The following is a 17,553-nucleotide window of genomic DNA, read 5'->3' as shown; positions in this document are numbered from 1 at the left end:
CGCCACGGCCGTCACCAGCACAACGTCCCACCGCCCCGGGGGTTACGCCCACCGGCGCGCGACCCCGTCCCGCGCGCCCTCGCTCGTTCGGCCCAGCCCCGTCGCCGGTGGCGTTGCCGGGCCCCGAGGGCGGCCGTTGACTGGCCTTCTGCGGACGGTTGTCCCGCGACGCACGGAGGTTTGCGGATGCTCTCGGCCCGGAGTCTCTTCCAGGAGATCCTCGACAACGACGACGCCTACCGGCTCTTCTGCTCCATCGCCGCCAGCGGCGAGACGCAGGGCGGCTGGGAGAACGCCAGGATCGCCGCGCTGGTTCCCGAGTCGCAACGGGCCCTCGCCCCCAAGATCGCCCGGCACGGCGCCGACGAGGAGAAGCACGGCCGGATCTTCCGCGCCCTGCTGAGGAAGCGCGGCCTCCAGCCCTGCGAGGTCCCCGCGGACACCGACTACACGATGCTCCTGGAGCGCCGCGGCATCGGCCTCGCCCATGCCCGCCTCCAGGCCGACGCCCCGCTCAGCGAGCAGGACGTCATCACCTACCTCGCGCACAGCCGCGTCACCGAGCAGCGCGCCGGTGAGCAGATGCGGATGCTGCTGCGGTACTTCGGCGACCACCCCGACCTCGGCCGCGCGGTCCGGATGATCTCCGCCGACGAGGACAACCACCTCGCCTACTGCCACGAGGAACTGCTGCGGCTGGCCCGCGCCGGACACGGCCGCGCCATCCACCGCACCCTGCGCACCTGCGTCCGCGCCGAACTGGCCGTCCACCGCGACGTCAGCCTCGCCGTGATGGCCCGGATGGGCCAGATGCTGGGCTGGTCCAGGGCGCGGGGCGCGCTTCTCGCGGCCGGCATCCGCGCCGCGTACCGGTACGAGCGGGCCCTCGGCTGGCGGCGGATGGTCTCCCTGGCCCCGCCCGAGCGGCGCGACCCGCTGGGCGGACCGGCCCCCTCCGCGCCCGAGTACGCCTGACCCCCGGCCAGGTCACAGCCAGCCGCGCCGCTTGAACTGGCGGTGCAGGCCGAAGGCGATGCCCACCATCACCAGGATCACCACCGGGTAGCTCCCCGGCCAGTCCAGCTCCGGCATCGCCTCGAAGTTCATGCCGTAGATCCCGGCGATCATCGTCGGCACCGCCGCCATCGCCGCCCACGCGGAGATCTTCCGCATGTCGTCGTTCTGCCGGACGCCCATCTGCGCCAGGTGTGCCGAGAGGATGTCCGAGACCAGCCGGTCCAGGCTCTCCACCGACTCGTTGACCCGCAGCAGGTGGTCGCCCACGTCGCGGAAGAAGGGCTGCGAGGAGTCCCGCACGAAGGGCACGCCGTGGCCGAACGGACCGCCTCCGGTCAGCCGCCCCACCGGCGTGGCCAGCGGGCCTGTCGCCCGGCGGAACTCCACGATCTGCCGCTTGAAGGTGTAGATCCGCTCGGCGGTGTCCCGGCTGCCCGAGGAGTCGGGCGAGAAGACGTCCGTCTCCAGTTCCTCCAGGTCGGTCTGGAGTTCCGCCGCCACCACCAGGTAGTGGTCCACGACCGCGTCGGCGACGGCGTACAGCACCGCCGTCGGCCCGTGCGCCAGGATCTGCGGCTCGTGCTCCAGACGGTCCCGCACCTGGGCCAGCGGCGCCCCCTCCCCGTGCCGCACCGTCACCACGAAGCCGTCGCCGACGAAGACCATCACCTCGCCGAGGGAGACCCGGTCGCTCTCCGGCTCGTACACCACCGGCTTCAGCACCATGAACAGCGAGTCGTCGTACACCTCCAGCTTCGGCCGCTGGTGCGCCTTGAGGGCGTCCTCGGCCGCCAGCGGGTGGAACCCGAACTCCTCGCTGACCCGGCCGAACTCCTCCTCGCTCGGGTCCAGCACGCCCAGCCAGACGAAGGCGTCGTCCCAGGCGCGGGCCTTCGCCAGCGCCTCGGTCAACTCGCCGGCCCGCTCGGTGCGGCGGCCGGCCCGGTAGATGGCACAGTCCACGATCACCGGATCAGTCTTCCCCGTCCCGGCCGGTCCTCACCACCGCCCGCCGCGCCCGTCGCACAGCCTTCGCCAGCGCCTACGCTGGCACGCATGCCCACTCTGATCCTCGTCCGGCACGGACGCTCCACCGCCAACACCGCGGGAATCCTCGCCGGGCGCACCCCGGGCGTCCGCCTCGACGGTCACGGCCGCGCCCAGGCCGAGGCGCTGCCCGCCCGGCTCGGCGCCATCCCACTGGCCGCCGCCGTCAGCAGCCCGTTGGAGCGGTGCCGGGAGACCCTCGCCCCGCTGCTCGCCGCCCGGCCCGGCCTCGCGGTCCACGAGGAGGAGCGGGTCAACGAGTGCGACTACGGCGACTGGTCGGGCCGCAAACTCTCCGAACTGAGCGGCGAGCCGCTCATGGAGGTCGTCCAGCAGCACCCCTCGGCCGCCGCGTTCCCCGGCGGCGAGTCGATGCGCCACATGCACCACCGCGCCGCCGAGGCGGTCCGGGAGTGGAACGCCCGCATCGCCGACGAGCACGGTGAGGACGCCGCCTACGTCCTGTGCACCCACGGAGACATCATCAAGTCCCTGGTCGCCGACGCGCTCGGGCTGCACCTCGATCTCTTCCAGCGGATCTCGGTCCAGCCCTGCTCGGTCACCGCCATCCGCTTCACCCGGCTGCGCCCCTTCCTCGTCCGCCTCGGCGACACCGGCGAGCTGGACGGTCTGGCCCCCCGACCCGTCACCGGCGACGACGCCGGACAAGCCACGGTCGGGGGCGGTACGGGCGCACCGTGATCGCCCGCCGCAGTAGGGTGAAACCGAGCGGGCGCCGCCCCTCGTCCCACCGCCCTCCGCCACCGATCCCCTGGAGATGCAGGACGTGTCCCGTCAGGTGTTCCTCTTCGATCCGCCCGAGCGCTTCGTCGCCGGGACGGTCGGTCTGCCCGGGCGCAGGACCTTCTTCCTCCAAGCCTCCTCGCAAGGCCGGGTCACCAGTGTGGCCTTGGAGAAGACCCAGGTCGCCGCGCTCGCGGAGCGTATGAACGAACTGCTCGACGAAGTCGTCCGCCGCAGCGGCGGCAACGCCGCGGTGCCCGCCGTGGTCCCGGCCGACATCGCCGACAGCGCCCCCCTCGACAACCCGGTCGAGGAGGAGTTCCGGGTCGGCACCATGGCGCTGGCCTGGGACGGCGAGGACCAGCGGATGATCGTCGAGGCGCAGGCCCTGGTCGAGCTGGAGGGCGACTCCGACGAGGACCTCGCCGCCGCCGAGGAGCGCCTTCTCCAGGACGAGGAGAACGGCCCCCCGATGCTGCGGGTCCGCCTCTCCGGAGCCCAGGCCCGAGCCTTCGCCAAGCGCGCCCTGGACGTCGTCAACGCCGGCCGGCCGCCCTGCCCGCTGTGCAGCCTGCCGCTCGACCCGGAAGGACACGTATGCCCGCGCCAGAACGGGTACCGCCGGGACCTGTGACCACCGCGCCTGCGGACTCCGCCCCGTCCGGCTCCGTCACCGCCCTGCTCACCGAGGGCGAGCTGACCGTGCGAGGCCGCATCCCCGAGGCGTCCAACGCCGTGCTGCACTGCACCGTCGTCCACCAGGACCGCCGGGCCGCCTGTGTCTACAAGCCGGTGGCGGGGGAGCAGCCGCTCTGGGACTTCCCCGACGGGACGCTGGCCCAGCGCGAGGTCGCGGCGTACGAGGTGTGCGCCGCCCTCGGCTGGGAGCTGATCCCGCCCACCGTGGTGCGCGAGGGCCCCTACGGGCCCGGCATGGTGCAGCTCTGGATCGACCAGGCCGAGGACGCGCCCGAGGAGCCCGGCGAGGCGCAGGAGTCCGCAGCCGGGCCCGGTACCGGGGTGCCCGCCACCGACGGCCCCGGCCTGGTCCCCGTCGGGCGTCTGCTGGCCCTCGCCGACGCCGGGCGGCCCGCGCCCGACGGGTGGCGTGCGATCGGGCTGGCCGAGGTGCCCGGCGGCGGCACCGCGCTGCTCGTCCACGCCGACGATCCCCGGTTGCGCCGCCTCGCGGTGCTGGACGCCGTCATCAACAACAGCGACCGCAAGGGCGGCCACCTGCTGACCACCGCCGACGGCCGCCTCTACGGCATCGACCACGGGGTCACCTTCCACACCGACGACAAGCTGCGCACCCTGCTCTGGGGCTGGGCCGGGGAACCGCTCCCCGAGGAGGCGGTGGCAGCCCTGGGATGCCTGGCCACGGCCCTCGGCGAGGACGAGCCGCTCAGCACCCGGCTGGGCGCCCTCGTCACCCCGGTCGAACTGGCGGCGCTGCGCGGCCGGGTCGCCGCTCTGCTGGCCTCCGGCACCCACCCGGTGCCCGGCGGGGAGTGGCCCGCGATCCCCTGGCCGCCGGTCTGACGCCGCCGCGTCCGGCATCCGCACAGGAAGACCCGCGCCGCAAGAGGGCAGTCCCGGCCAATCAGCCCCGGTCCGGTTCGTATCCGGATGCCACGTCCGGTTAGGCTCGGTCCCATGCATGCCTGGCCCGCTTCCGAGGTCCCCGCCCTTCCTGGCAAGGGTCGCGACCTGAGGATTCACGACACCGTGTCCGGAGGGCCGAAGACCCTCACCCCCGGCCCCGTCGCCCGTCTCTACGTCTGCGGCATCACGCCGTACGACGCGACCCACATGGGTCACGCGGCGACCTACAACGCGTTCGACCTCGTCCAGCGCGTGTGGCTCGACACCAAGCGTCAGGTGCACTACGTCCAGAACGTCACGGACGTGGACGACCCTCTCCTGGAGCGCGCGGTGCGCGACGGGGTGGAGTGGACCGGGCTCGCCGAACGCGAGACGGCCCTCTTCCGCGAGGACATGACCGCGCTCAGGATGATCCCGCCCCGCGACTACATCGGCGCCGTCGAGGCCATACCCCGCATCATCCCGTTGGTCGAGCGGCTGCGGGAGGCGGGCGCCGCCTACGAGCTGGGAGGCGACCTGTACTTCTCCGTCGAGGCCGACCCGCACTTCGGTGAGGTCTCCCACCTCGACGCCGCCGCCATGCGCCTGCTCTCCGCCGAACGCGGCGGCGACCCCGAGCGCCCCGGCAAGAAGAACCCCCTCGACCCGATGCTGTGGATGGCGGCCCGCGAGGGCGAGCCCAGCTGGGACGGCGGCAGCCTCGGCCAGGGCCGGCCCGGCTGGCACATCGAGTGCGTCGCCATCGCCCTGGACCACCTCGGCATGGGCTTCGACCTCCAGGGCGGCGGCTCCGACCTGGTCTTCCCGCACCACGAGATGGGCGCCTCGCACGCCCACGCCGCCACCGGCGAGCACCCCTTCGCGCACTCCTACGTGCACGCCGGGATGGTCGCCCTGGACGGCGAGAAGATGTCCAAGTCCAAGGGGAACCTGGTCTTCGTCTCCGCGCTGCGCCGCGCGGGCGTCGACCCGGGGGCGATCCGCCTGGCCCTCCACGCCCACCACTACCGGGCCGACTGGGAGTGGACCGACGCCACCCTCCAGGAGGCCGTCGAGCGCCTCGCCCGCTGGCGGGCCGCCGTCTCCCGCCCCGACGGCCCGGACGCCTCCGCCGTGGTCGAACAGGTCCGCGCGGCCCTCGCCGACGACCTGGACGCCCCGGCAGCCCTGCGCGCCGTCGACGCCTGGGCCCAGCTCCAGGAGACCGAGGGCGGTACCGACGAGGGCGCCCCGGGCGTCGTCTCCCGCACGGTGGACGCCCTGCTCGGCGTGGCACTCTGAACCCACCCGGCCGTACGAGGGGCCCCGCCACGGGGAGGTGGCGGGGCCCCTCCGCGCCTACCCGGCCGCCCGTCCCCTCGCGGCGGCGACCTGCCGGGCCTGCCGGGCGCTTGCCGCCCTCCGCTCATGTTCCCCGGAACGCGGCGGTGTCGGTGGGGCTGTTGCCGGACACCGCGGACACGGCGGGCGACCCGGGGACGGCGCAGGCCCCGACCCAGGCGGGGACCCAGGCCGCCCGCCTCGCCCTCGCCCCCGTCGGCGACCGCCAGGCCGACTGGACGCTGAGCGGGGTGGGGACCCTCGCGGAGGCCGGCGGTGCGCCGCACTCGCGGCGGCCTGCGACCGGCTGACCCGGGGCACGGCCCTCCGCCGGGGAGCCGGCGAACTTCCGGCCGGGGCGGTGGGCGTCTCCCACTGAGCCGTGCGGCCTCCGGGCAGCAACGAAAGGACCCCGCCTGATCGAGGCGGGGTCCTTTCGCGTGGGTCGTGGACGGCGGCGCGGTCCGGCCCGGTCAGTCGCCGTCACCCGGGCGGGAGTCGCCGTCCGGGCCGTCGTCGCCCTTGCCCTCGCCGTCCGCCCGGCCCTCTTCGGGGCCGGTGTCCGGGCCTTCCTGCGCCGGCCGGGGCGCCTCCCGGCCCAGCGGGCCCTCGGGGGCCGTGCCCGGGAGCGGGCCGGTGCGCTTGGGGTGCGGCGGGCGCGCACGGTCGCCCTCGCGCAGGAAAGGACCGTCGCCCTCGGCCGCCCGGCCGCTGTCAGTGGCGTGGCCGCCCGCGCCGCCGCCGTCGCGGCGCCTGAGGTACCGCTCGAACTCCCGGGCGATGGCCTCGCCCGACGCCTCGGGCAGCTCCGCGGTGTCCCGCGCCTCCTCCAGCGACTGGACGTACTCGGCCACTTCGCTGTCCTCGGCGGCCAGTTGGTCCACGCCCAGCTGCCAGGCCCGGGCGTCCTCGGCCAGGTCGCCCAGCGGGATGCGCAGGTCGAGCACGTCCTCCAGGCGGTTCAGCAGGGCCAGCGTCGCCTTCGGGTTGGGCGGCTGCGACACGTAGTGCGGGACCGCCGCCCACAGGCTCACCGCCGGGACCCCGGCGTGGGTGCACGCCTCCTGGAGGATGCCGACGATGCCGGTGGGGCCCTCGTAGCGGCTCTCCTCCAGGTCCATCGTGCGGGCCAGGTCCGGGTCGGAGGTGACGCCGCTGACCGGGACCGGGCGGGTGTGCGGGGTGTCGCCCAGCAGGGCGCCGAGGACGACGACCATCTCGACGCCCAGCTCGTGGGCGAAGCCCAGGATCTCGTTGCAGAACGAGCGCCAGCGCATGCTGGGCTCGATGCCGCGTACCAGCACCAGGTCGCGCGGCTTCTCGCCGCCGATCCGGACCACCGACAGCCGGGTCGTCGGCCAGGTCACCTTGCGGACCCCGCCGTCCAGCCACACCGTGGGGCGGTTGACCTGGAAGTCGTAGTAGTCCTCGGCGTCCAGCGCCGCGAACACCTCGCCCTTCCACTCCTGCTCCAGATGCGCGACCGCGGTGGAGGCGGCGTCGCCGGCGTCGTTCCAGCCTTCGAACGCGGCCACCATGACCGGGTCGACCAGCTCGGGTACTCCCTCGAGCTCGATCACCCAGTGCCTCCTTCCGACGTGCCCTCGCGTACCGGCCCAACCTTACGGCGTCCGCGGGGCCCTCCCGCAGCCCCCTTGTGAGGCCGCGACGCTCGGAAGACTGCCCCGGCCCGGGGCCGCGCACTCCCCCCGTAAGGGTCCGGACGGTCCGTGGGCGGCCTCCTCGGGAGCAGAACGTCGTCGGTTCCTCCCGGCGCACCGTCGGCGCGGTCCTCTCCCCGCGTGAGCGGGTGCGGGCCGCGGCCGGTGAGCGGGATCACGTGCTGCCGCGGTGTGGCGGGCTGACGAAGCGCCCGCCACACCGCGTCCGCCCGCCGTCAGCCGCGGCGGTCCGCCAGCAGGCCGGCCACGTCGGCGCGGACCTCGGGGGTGTCGAGCCCGCGCACGGTGAGCGTGGTGCGGCGGCGCAGCACGTCCTCGGCGGTCTCGGCCCACTCGCGGTCGCGGGCGTAGACGATCTGCGCCCGGATCTCCGGCGCGTCCGGGTGGATGCGCTCGGCCAGCGCCGGGTCCTCGTTGGCGAGGCGGGCGATGTCGAAGGCGAGCGAGCCGTAGTGGGTCGCCAGGTGGCGGGCGGTGTCCGGGGCCATCCGCGGCCCGGGAGCGGGCCCGTCGACCAGCAGCCGGTGCGCGACCGCCTGCGGGTTGGCGATGCCCGGCAGCGGCATCCGGGGCAGGCTGCGCATCGGCTCCATGTCCTCGGTCAGCGGGCGGCCGGGGAGCTTGGACAGCTTGTCGATGACGGTGCGGCCGATGTGCCGGAAGGTGGTCCACTTGCCGCCGGCGACCGACAGCATGCCGCCGGGACCCTCGCTGACCACCGTCTCGCGCTTGGCCTTCGAGGTGTCGCCGGGCCCGCCGGGCAGCACCCGCAGACCGGCGAACGAGTACGTGATGAGGTCCCGGGAGAGCTGCTGGTCGCGGACGGAGAAGGCGGCCTCGTCGAGGATCTGCGTGACGTCCTGGTCGGTGACGGAGACGTCGCGCGGGTCGCCCTCGTACTCCTCGTCGGTGGTGCCGAGCAGGAGCATGTCCTCCCAGGGCAGCGCGAAGGTGATGCGGTACTTGTCGATCGGGGTGGCGAGCGCGGCCTTCCAGGGGGAGGTGCGGCGCAGCACCAGGTGGGCGCCCTTGGAGAGGCGGACCGAGGGGGCGGCGGCCTTGTCCTCCATGGCGCGCAGGTGGTCGGTCCACGGGCCGGTGGCGTTGAGGACGAGGCGGGCGTCGATGCCGAACTCGGTGCCGTCGAGGCGGTCCCGCAGCTCCGCGCCGGTGACCCGGCCGCGGGTGAAGCGCAGCCCGGTGACCTCGGCGTGGTTGAGCACCTCGGTGCCCGCCTCGACGGCAGCGCGGACCGTCATCAGCGCCATCCGGGAGTCGTTCATCTGGTCGTCGCCGTAGACGGCGACCGCGCGCAGCCCGTCGGTACGCAGCTCGGGCACGTCGCGGCGGGCCCGCTCGGGGCTGATCACGTGGCCGACGCCGTCGCCGAAGGCGGAGAGCGCGGAGTACGCGAAGACGCCCGCGCCGAGCTTGGCGGCTCCGTGCGGGCCGCCCTTGTAGACGGGCAGGTAGAAGGTGAGCGGCCGGGCGAGGTGCGGGGCGACCTGCTTGGAGACGGCGCGCCGCTCGAAGTGGTTCTCCGCGACCAGCTTGACCGCGCCGGTCTGCAGGTAGCGCAGACCGCCGTGGAGCAGCTTGGAGGAGGCCGACGAGGTGGCTCCCGCGAAGTCCCCCGCGTCGACCAGGGCGACCCGCAGGCCGGACTGCGCGGCGTGCCAGGCGGTGGAGATGCCCAGGATGCCGCCGCCGATGACCAGGAGGTCGTAGGTCGCCCGGGACAGCTGGTCCCGGGTCTCGGCCCGGCCCGGGTTGGGGCCGGCTGCCGGGTGGGTCCCGAGGGCCGGGACGCTGTGCGGGGTGGTCATGACGTGCTCCTCATCGGTGTGTCCGGGGGGCCGCCGCTCAGGGCGGCCCCCCGGGGTGGTGCGTCAGTTCTCTTCGTCGTCGAGCCAGTCGAAGGTGCGCTCGACGGCCTTGAGCCACTTGCGGTACTCGTGGTCGCGGACCTCCGGGTCCATGTCCGGGGTCCACTCGGCGGCCCGGCGCCAGTTGGCGCGCAGGGTGTCGGTGTCGGGCCAGAAGCCGACCGCGAGGCCGGCCGCGTAGGCGGCGCCCAGGCAGGTGGTCTCGGCCACCATCGGGCGGACCACCGGGGCGTCGACGAAGTTGGCCATCGTCTGCATCAGCAGGTTGTTGGAGGTCATGCCGCCGTCGACCTTGAGCGAGGTCAGCTCGACGCCGGAGTCCTTGGTCATGGCGTCGGTGATCTCGCGGGTCTGCCAGGCGGTCGCCTCCAGCACGGCCCGGGCGATGTGCGCCTTCGTCACGTACCGGGTCAGGCCCGCGATGACGCCGCGGGCGTCCGGCCGCCAGTAGGGGGCGAAGAGCCCGGAGAAGGCGGGGACGAAGTAGGCGCCGCCGTTGTCCTCGACCGAGGAGGCCAGCGTCTCGATCTCGGCGGCGGAGTTGATCAGGCCCATCTGGTCGCGCATCCACTGGACGAGCGAGCCGGTGACGGCGATCGACCCCTCCAGGGCGTAGACCGGGTCCTGGTCGCCGATGCGGTAGCCGACGGTGGTCAGCAGCCCCGAGTAGGAGTTGATGATCTTCCCGCCGGTGTTCATCAGCATGAAGGTGCCGGTGCCGTACGTCGACTTGGCCTCGCCCTCGGCGAAGCACGTCTGGCCGAAGAGGGCCGCCTGCTGGTCGCCGAGGGCCGAGGCGACCGGGATGCCGCCGAGCAGCTCGCCCAGGCGCCCGCCGCTGACCTCGCCGTAGACCTCGGCGGAGGAGCGGATCTCGGGCAGCACCTCGGTGGGCACGCCGATCGACGAGCAGATCCGCTCGTCCCACTCCATGGTGTGCAGGTTCATCAGCATGGTGCGCGAGGCGTTGGTGACGTCGGTGACGTGGACGCCGCCCTCGGTGCCGCCGGTGAGGTTCCAGATGACCCAGGAGTCCATGGTGCCGAAGAGGATGTCGCCCGCCTCGGCGCGCTCCCGCAGCCCCTCGACGTTGTCGAGCAGCCAGCGGGCCTTGGGCCCGGCGAAGTACGAGGCGAGCGGCAGGCCGGTCTCGCGGCGGAAGCGGTCCTTGCCGACGTTGCGGCCGAGGTCGCGGCAGAGGGCGTCGGTACGGGTGTCCTGCCAGACGATGGCGTTGTGGACCGGCTCGCCCGTGTGGCGGTCCCACAGCAGCGTGGTCTCGCGCTGGTTGGTGATGCCGACGGCCTTGATGTCGTCGCGGGTGATCCCGGCCTTGGCGACGGCACCGGCGACCACCTCCTGGACGTTGGTCCAGATCTCGGCGGCGTCGTGCTCGACCCAGCCGGGCTTGGGGAAGATCTGCTCGTGTTCCTTCTGGTCCACGGCGACGATCCGGCCGTCCCGGTCGAAGACGATGCAGCGGCTCGACGTGGTCCCCTGGTCGATCGCGGCGATGAACGGGCCTGCGGTGTGTGCGTCGGTCACGGTGTGCTCCTGCTCAGCGAAGTGCGGTGCGGGTCGGTGCGGGCGGCCCGGCGGAGTACGCCGCCGGGCCCGCGGTCAGGCGAACGCCAGTTGGTAGATGCCGCCGGCGAGGGCGCCGCCGATCAGCGGGCCCGCCACCGGAATCCAGGCATATTCCCAGGCGGAGCCGCCCTTGTTCGGTAGCGGCAGCGCCGCGTGCACCAGCCGGGGGCCGAGGTCGCGGACCGGGTTGATCGCGTATCCGGTGGGGCCACCGAGAGACAGGCCGATGCTGACCACGACCAGCGCGGTGATGAGCGCGCCGAGGGCGCCGAGGCCGTTGCCCTCGTCGTTGAGCCCCTGGGTCAGGATCGCCAGCACCAGCACGGTGGTGGCGATGATCTCGGTGCCGAGGTTCTGCACGGTGTTGCGGATCTGCGCGGTGGTGGAGAAGACGCCGAGGACCGGGCCGGGTGCGTCCTTCGGGGCGGCGGCCGCCTCCGCGAGCACGGCCTCGTCCTTGAGGTGCGCCTGGAAGTGGCCGTAGTACGCCACCCAGACCAGGGCGGCGCCGATCATCGCGCCGAGCAGCTGCGAGCCGAGGTAGAGCGGCACGTCCGACCACTCGGTGCCGCCCTGGATGGCCAGACCTATGGTCACGGCCGGGTTCAGGTGGGCGCCCGAGACGCCCGAGGCGAGGTAGGCGCCGGTGAGGACCGCGAAGCCCCAGCCGAAGGACACCGTGAGCCAGCCGGCGTCCTTCGCCTTGGAGCCCTTGAGAGTGACGGCGGCGCAGACGCCGACGCCGAGCAGGATGAGTACGGCGGTACCGATTGTCTCGCCGATGAAGATGTGGGAGCTGGACACCCGCGACTCCTTCGTCCTTCGTCCAGATGGACACCGCGCGTGCCGCTCCGCCGGGTCCCGGCCGACCGGACACGTCCGCGGTGCGGGGGGCGTGTTCTGGTCGGCGCACTCACACCGTAACGCGTATTTGCCGTTAGGCGTTCGACAATGCCGACCGTGGAACGGCAGTGTTCCGCCGCGTGCGCACGCAGTCAAGGTCCTGTGCCGCAAAGCTCCCCACGATTTGTCGCCCGGAACCGCCTTCGCGGGCGGACGGTGTGATGTGCGCCTCGCCGGGCGTGCGGCAAAAGCCCGGCCGTGGGCGAGGACGCCATGAATCGGCCGGGCGGGAGCGTGGTGCGGGGGTGGGCGCCGTCCGCCCGGGTCAGAACCGCCCGGCGCCCAGGTCCCGGGAGACGGCCCGGGCGCAGTCGCGGACGGCCGTCACCAGTTCGGTGCGCGGGGTGCCGTCCGGGCACAGCCGCTCCACGGGGCCCGTCACGCCGACGGCGCCCACCGGCATCCGGCGCCGGTCGTGGACGGGGGCCGCCAGCGAGGCCACGCCCTCCCAGGTCTCCTCCAGGTCCAGGGCCCAGCCCCGGGCCCGGGTCAGGTCCAGGACCTCCTCGACGGCGCCCGCCTCGGTCACGGTGTGGTCGGTGAGCGGCTCGCGCGCGCACTCCAGCACCTCGCTGTGGGCCACCGGGTCGAAGGCCGAGAGCACCTTGCCGAGCGCTGTGGAGTGCAGCGGGTGCATCGCGCCCACCTCCAGGACCTGCCGCGAGTCGTCCGGCCGGAAGACGTGATGGACGATCAGGACGCCCTGCTGGTGCAGGACCCCGAGGTAGGCGGCCTCGCCGCTGGAGCGCGCCAGGTCGTCCGTCCAGACCAGCGCCCGGGCCCGCAGCTCGTGCACGTCCAGGTAGCTGTTGCCCAGGCGCAGCAGTTCGGCTCCGAGCTGATAGCGGCCCGAGGCCGGTTCCTGCTCGACGAAGCCCTCCGCCTGGAGGGTGCGCAGGATGCCGTGGGCCGTGCCCTTGGCGAGGCCGAGCGTCGAGGCGATGTCGGAGAGCCCGAGCCGCCGCTCACCCCCCGCCAGCAGTCGCAGCATCGCCGCGGCCCGCTCCAGCGACTGGATGTTCCGTGCCATCCGTGGTCCCTTCCTGAGGCCGTGTGTCGATGCGGCCATTCGACAATGCTGAACACTAGCGGCCTTCGCCGACCGCTAGCCAATGTGCCGACCCCCTGTTTCCGGCGAGTTTCGGCCATGCTCCGACACGCCCGTACCCGTGTCCGCCCGCGCGGGCCAACCCGACCTCGGGGCACGTGCCGTCCCGCCACCGGCCGCGGGTCCGGACCCTGGACGCCCGTGCCGCGGGGCCGTCCCGACGGCTACGCTGACCGCGTGCGCCTTCGGCACCGGGGGCGCAAAGCCGACAGCCGTCGCACTCAGGGAGCACTCTCATGGCCTCGTCGCCGACCCATCGGACCGCACCGACCGCCGCCGCCCGCGCGGACGCCCTCCGCGAAGCACTGGCCACCCGGGTGGTGGTCGCGGACGGGGCGATGGGCACGATGCTCCAGGCGCAGGAACCGACGCTCGACGACTTCCAGCAGCTCGAAGGCTGCAACGAGATCCTCAACCTCACCCGGCCGGACATCGTCACCTCCGTCCACGACGCCTACTTCGCCGTCGGCGTCGACTGCGTGGAGACCAACACGTTCGGCGCCAACCACGCGGCACTGGGCGAGTACGACATCCCCGAGCGGGTCTTCGAGCTGTCCGAGGCCGGGGCCCGGGTCGCCCGGGAGAGCGCCGACCGCTTCACCGTGGAGACGGGCCAACAGCGCTGGGTGCTGGGCTCGATGGGCCCCGGCACCAAGCTGCCGACTCTGGGCCACGCCCCGTACGCCACCCTGCGGGACGCCTACCAGCGCAACGCCGAGGGGATGATCGCCGGCGGCGCGGACGCGCTGCTGATCGAGACCACCCAGGACCTGCTCCAGACCAAGGCATCCGTGGTCGGCGCCCGCCGCGCCCTGGAGGCGACCGGCGCCCACCTGCCCGTCATCGTCTCGGTCACCGTCGAGACCACCGGCACCATGCTGCTCGGCTCGGAGATCGGTGCGGCCCTGACCGCGCTGGAGCCGCTGGGCATCGACATGATCGGCCTGAACTGCGCGACCGGCCCCGCCGAGATGAGCGAGCACCTGCGCCACCTCGCCCGCCACTCGCGCGTCCCGATCTCCTGCATGCCCAACGCCGGCCTGCCCGTCCTCGGCAAGGACGGCGCGCACTACCCCCTGACCGCCGCCGAGCTGGCCGACGCACAGGAGGGCTTCGTCCGCGACTACGGCCTCTCCCTGGTGGGCGGCTGCTGCGGCACGACCCCGGAGCACCTGCGCCAGGTCGTGGAGCGGGTGCGGGGGGCCGTCCCCGGCGAGCGGGACCCGCGCCCGGAGCCGGGCGCCGCCTCGCTCTACCAGACGGTGCCGTTCCGTCAGGACACCTCGTACCTGGCGATCGGGGAGCGGACCAACGCCAACGGCTCCAAGAAGTTCCGTACGGCGATGCTGGAGGGCCGTTGGGACGACTGCGTGGAGATGGCCCGCGAGCAGATCCGCGAGGGGGCCCACCTGCTCGACCTCTGCGTCGACTACGTGGGCCGCGACGGCGTCGCCGACATGGCGGAGCTGGCCGGGCGGTTCGCCACCGCCTCCACCCTGCCGCTGGTGCTCGACTCCACCGAGGTCGACGTGCTCCGCGCCGGTCTGGAGAAGCTGGGCGGGCGCGCCGTCATCAACTCGGTCAACTACGAGGACGGGGACGGCCCCGACTCCCGGTTCGCCAAGGTCACGGCGCTGGCCCGGGAGCACGGCGCGGCCCTGATGGCGCTGACCATCGACGAGGAGGGCCAGGCCCGCACCACCGAGCACAAGGTGGCCGTGGCCGAGCGGCTGATCGAGGACCTGACCGGCAACTGGGGCATCCACGAGTCGGACATCCTCATCGACACCCTGACCTTCACCATCTGCACCGGCCAGGAGGAGTCCCGCAAGGACGGCCTGCACACCATCGAGGCGATCCGTGAGCTGAAGCGCCGCCACCCCGACGTGCAGACCACCCTCGGCCTGTCCAACATCTCCTTCGGCCTCAACCCGGCCGCCCGCATCGTCCTCAACTCCGTCTTCCTGGACGAGTGCGTCAAGGCCGGGCTCGACTCGGCGATCGTGCACGCCTCCAAGATCCTGCCGATCGCCCGGCTGGAGGAGGAGCACGTCGAGGTCGCACTCGACCTCATCCACGACCGCCGCGCCGAGGGCTACGACCCGCTCCAGCGGTTCCTTGAGTTGTTCGAGGGCGTCGACACCACGTCGATGAAGGCGGGCAAGGCCGAGGAACTCCTCGCCCTCCCGCTGGACGAGCGGCTCAAGCGCCGCATCATCGACGGCGAGAAGAACGGCCTGCGCGAGGACCTGGACGAGGCGTTGACCGAGCGGCCCGCCCTGGACATCGTCAACGACACCCTTCTGGACGGCATGAAGGTGGTCGGAGAGCTGTTCGGCTCCGGCCAGATGCAGCTGCCCTTCGTCCTGCAGTCCGCCGAGGTCATGAAGGAAGCGGTGGCCCATCTGGAGCCGCACATGGAGAAGGCCGAGGGCGAGGAGGGCAAGGGCACCATCGTGCTGGCCACCGTCCGCGGCGACGTCCACGACATCGGCAAGAACCTCGTCGACATCATCCTCTCCAACAACGGCTACAACGTCGTCAACCTCGGCATCAAGCAGCCTGTCTCCGCCATCGTGGAGGCCGCCGAGGAGCACCGGGCCGACGTCATCGGCATGTCCGGACTCCTCGTCAAGTCCACGGTGATCATGAAGGAGAACCTGGAGGAGCTGAACCAGCGCGGACTGGCCAGCGGCTACCCCGTCATCCTCGGCGGTGCCGCCCTCACCCGCGCCTACGTCGAGCAGGACCTCCACGAGATCTACCAGGGCGAGGTCCGCTACGCCCGCGACGCCTTCGAGGGCCTGCGCCTGATGGACGCCCTCATCGCCGTCAAGCGCGGCGTCCCCGGCGCCACGCTGCCCGAGCTGAAGCAGCGCCGGGTGCGCGCCACGGCCCCCGCCGCGGCGGCCGAGGAGCAGGAGGAGGGCCCGGTCCGCTCCGACACCGCCACCGACAACCCGGTCCCCGCCCCGCCGTTCTGGGGCACCCGCGTCGCCAAGGGCATCCCGCTCAAGGAGTACGCCTCCTGGCTCGACGAGGGCGCCCTCTTCAAGGGCCAGTGGGGCCTGAAGCAGAACCGCGCCGGCGACGGCCCCAGCTACGAGGAACTGGTCGAGACCGAGGGCCGCCCCCGGTTGCGCGGCTGGCTGGACGAGCTGCACACCAAGAACCTGCTCGAAGCCGCCGTCATCCACGGCTACTTCCCCTGCGTCGCCAAGGGCGACGACCTGATCGTGCTGGACGACGCGGGCAACGAGCGGACCCGCTTCACCTTCCCCCGCCAGCGCCGGGGCCGACGGCTCTGCCTCGCCGACTTCTTCCGCCCGGAGGAGTCCGGAGAGACCGACGTGGTCGGCTTCCAGGTCGTCACCGTCGGCTCGCGCATCGGCGAGGCCACCGCCGAGCTGTTCGCCGCCGACTCCTACCGCGACTACCTCGAACTCCACGGCCTGTCCGTGCAGCTCGCCGAGGCCCTCGCCGAGTACTGGCACGCCCGCGTCCGCGCCGAGCTGGGCTTCGGCGGCCAGGACCCGGTGGACGTCGAGGACATGTTCGCCCTGAAGTACCGCGGCGCCCGTTTCTCGCTCGGCTACGGCGCCTGCCCGAACCTGGAGGACCGCGCGAAGATCGCCGACCTGCTCCAGCCCGAGCGGATCGGCGTGCACCTCTCGGAGGAGTTCCAGCTCCACCCCGAGCAGTCCACCGACGCGATCGTCCTCCACCACCCCGAAGCCGGGTACTTCAACGCGCGCTGACTCCTCGCGGCGCGACCGGTCCTGAGGCGGCCGGGAGCCGGGAGCCGTACACTGGTCGGCCCTGTTCGGGCCGGGTGGGAGCCGCCCGCCGCGACGCCTTCGGGCGCCCGGCGGGCGGTCCCCACCCGGCCTTCGAGTCCCTTAGGAGGTACGCAGGTGACCAGCACGGTTCCCCGCAGTGGTACCCGTTCGGCCGAAGGCTCCGCGTTGCAGGCCGTCCTCCTGGACATGGACGGCACCCTCGTCGACACCGAGGGCTTCTGGTGGGAGGCCGAGGTCGAGGTCTTCGCTTCCCTCGGGCACCGGCTGGAGGAGTCCTGGCGGCACGTGGTCGTCGGTGGGCCGATGAGCCGCAGTGCCGGCTTCCTCATCGACGCCACGGGCGCCGACATCACCCTGGAGGAGGTCAGCCTGCTGCTCAACGACCGCTTCGAGCGCCGACTGGGCTCCACCCTGCCGCTCATGCCCGGAGCCGCCCGCCTGCTGAAATCCCTGGCCCACCACGGGGTCCCGGCCGCCCTGGTCTCCGCCTCGCACCGGCGCATCATCGACCGCGTCCTCACCTCGCTCGGCACCGAGCACTTCGCGCTCACCGTTGCGGGGGACGAGGTCGAACGGACCAAGCCGCACCCTGACCCGTACCTGCTCGCCGCGCGCGGCCTGGGGGTCGACCCGGCCCGCTGCGCCGTGGTGGAGGACACCGAGACCGGTGTCACCGCGGGAGAGGCGGCGGGCTGCCAGGTCATCGCCGTGCCCTCGGTCGCGCCCGTGCGGGCCGTTCCGGGCCGACGCATCGTCAGCACCCTCGAAGAGATCGACATGCCCTTTCTGCACGGCATGATGACGGGATTCCACTGACCGGAAACCGTCATCCCCGGAAAAAGGCCGACCGCCCG

Annotated in this window: 14 protein-coding genes; 8 read left to right on the top strand and 6 right to left on the bottom strand. The window is 73.1% G+C overall.

Annotated features, from left to right (window positions below; all coding sequences use genetic code 11):
• Positions 1-186 precede the first annotated feature (186 nt).
• Complete coding sequence (locus ACSLIC_RS03505) at positions 187-975, top strand: ferritin-like domain-containing protein (protein WP_436736190.1); 789 nt, start codon at positions 187-189, stop codon at positions 973-975.
• A 12-nt stretch (positions 976-987) separates the two neighbouring features.
• On the opposite strand, the gene ACSLIC_RS03500 is transcribed toward ACSLIC_RS03505, so the two are convergent.
• Positions 988-1,986 (bottom strand): magnesium and cobalt transport protein CorA, encoded by a 999-nt coding sequence (locus tag ACSLIC_RS03500; protein ID WP_436736189.1) that lies wholly within the window; start codon positions 1,984-1,986, stop codon positions 988-990.
• Between the two features lie 87 nt (positions 1,987-2,073).
• Here ACSLIC_RS03500 and ACSLIC_RS03495 point away from each other — a divergent pair, with 87 nt between their 5' ends.
• From ACSLIC_RS03495 to ACSLIC_RS03475, 5 genes are all read left to right on the top strand, one after another.
• Positions 2,074-2,766 carry a histidine phosphatase family protein gene (locus tag ACSLIC_RS03495; RefSeq protein WP_436736188.1) on the top strand — a complete coding sequence of 231 codons (693 nt, stop codon included), beginning with the start codon at positions 2,074-2,076 and terminating at the stop codon, positions 2,764-2,766.
• 85 nt (positions 2,767-2,851) lie between these two features.
• On the top strand, positions 2,852-3,442 hold the full coding sequence (locus tag ACSLIC_RS03490; protein WP_436736187.1) for a DUF3090 domain-containing protein: 591 nt from the start codon (positions 2,852-2,854) through the stop codon (positions 3,440-3,442).
• Positions 3,406-4,350 (top strand): SCO1664 family protein, encoded by a 945-nt coding sequence (locus ACSLIC_RS03485; protein WP_436736186.1) that lies wholly within the window; start codon positions 3,406-3,408, stop codon positions 4,348-4,350. The genes ACSLIC_RS03490 and ACSLIC_RS03485 overlap by 37 nt, the downstream gene beginning before the upstream one ends.
• A gap of 114 nt (positions 4,351-4,464) precedes the next feature.
• A complete protein-coding gene (mshC, locus tag ACSLIC_RS03480; protein WP_436736185.1) occupies positions 4,465-5,694 on the top strand; it encodes a cysteine--1-D-myo-inosityl 2-amino-2-deoxy-alpha-D-glucopyranoside ligase in 1,230 nt (409 codons plus the stop codon).
• A 161-nt stretch (positions 5,695-5,855) separates the two neighbouring features.
• Positions 5,856-6,044 (top strand): hypothetical protein, encoded by a 189-nt coding sequence (locus ACSLIC_RS03475; RefSeq protein WP_436736184.1) that lies wholly within the window; start codon positions 5,856-5,858, stop codon positions 6,042-6,044.
• A 162-nt stretch (positions 6,045-6,206) separates the two neighbouring features.
• Here the strand turns inward: ACSLIC_RS03475 and ACSLIC_RS03470 are convergent, their stop codons facing one another.
• The 5 genes from ACSLIC_RS03470 to ACSLIC_RS03450 all read right to left on the bottom strand — a co-directional run bounded on the left by ACSLIC_RS03470 (position 6,207) and on the right by ACSLIC_RS03450 (position 12,821).
• A complete protein-coding gene (locus tag ACSLIC_RS03470) occupies positions 6,207-7,313 on the bottom strand; it encodes a PAC2 family protein (protein WP_436736183.1) in 1,107 nt (368 codons plus the stop codon).
• A 317-nt stretch (positions 7,314-7,630) separates the two neighbouring features.
• The gene (locus tag ACSLIC_RS03465; protein ID WP_436736182.1) at positions 7,631-9,241 is read right to left on the bottom strand and encodes an FAD-dependent oxidoreductase; all 1,611 of its coding nucleotides are present in this window, start codon (positions 9,239-9,241) and stop codon (positions 7,631-7,633) included.
• A gap of 63 nt (positions 9,242-9,304) precedes the next feature.
• Positions 9,305-10,846 (bottom strand): glycerol kinase GlpK, encoded by a 1,542-nt coding sequence (gene glpK / locus ACSLIC_RS03460; RefSeq protein WP_436736181.1) that lies wholly within the window; start codon positions 10,844-10,846, stop codon positions 9,305-9,307.
• A 75-nt stretch (positions 10,847-10,921) separates the two neighbouring features.
• Positions 10,922-11,692, bottom strand: coding sequence for an MIP/aquaporin family protein (locus ACSLIC_RS03455; RefSeq protein ID WP_436736180.1), 771 nt, complete (start codon positions 11,690-11,692; stop codon positions 10,922-10,924).
• Between the two features lie 364 nt (positions 11,693-12,056).
• Positions 12,057-12,821: an IclR family transcriptional regulator gene (locus tag ACSLIC_RS03450; protein ID WP_436736179.1), complete on the bottom strand. Its 765-nt coding sequence runs from the start codon at positions 12,819-12,821 to the stop codon at positions 12,057-12,059.
• Positions 12,822-13,135: 314 nt separating this feature from the next.
• On the opposite strand from ACSLIC_RS03450, the gene metH reads away from it, so the two are divergent.
• Together metH and ACSLIC_RS03440 are read left to right on the top strand one after the other, a co-directional pair.
• Positions 13,136-16,657 carry a methionine synthase gene (gene metH / locus ACSLIC_RS03445; protein ID WP_436736178.1) on the top strand — a complete coding sequence of 1,174 codons (3,522 nt, stop codon included), beginning with the start codon at positions 13,136-13,138 and terminating at the stop codon, positions 16,655-16,657.
• Between the two features lie 156 nt (positions 16,658-16,813).
• Entirely contained in the window at positions 16,814-17,515 is a 702-nt protein-coding gene (locus tag ACSLIC_RS03440) for an HAD family hydrolase (RefSeq protein WP_436736177.1), read from the top strand.
• The last annotated feature ends 38 nt before the right edge of the window (positions 17,516-17,553 follow it).

The sequence above is a fragment of the Streptomyces sp. BBFR102 genome, assembly GCF_051397025.1.
GTDB lineage: Bacteria > Actinomycetota > Actinomycetes > Streptomycetales > Streptomycetaceae > Streptomyces.
Note: the sequence above shows the minus strand (reverse complement) of the source record. Positions and strands in the feature narration are given on the sequence as shown.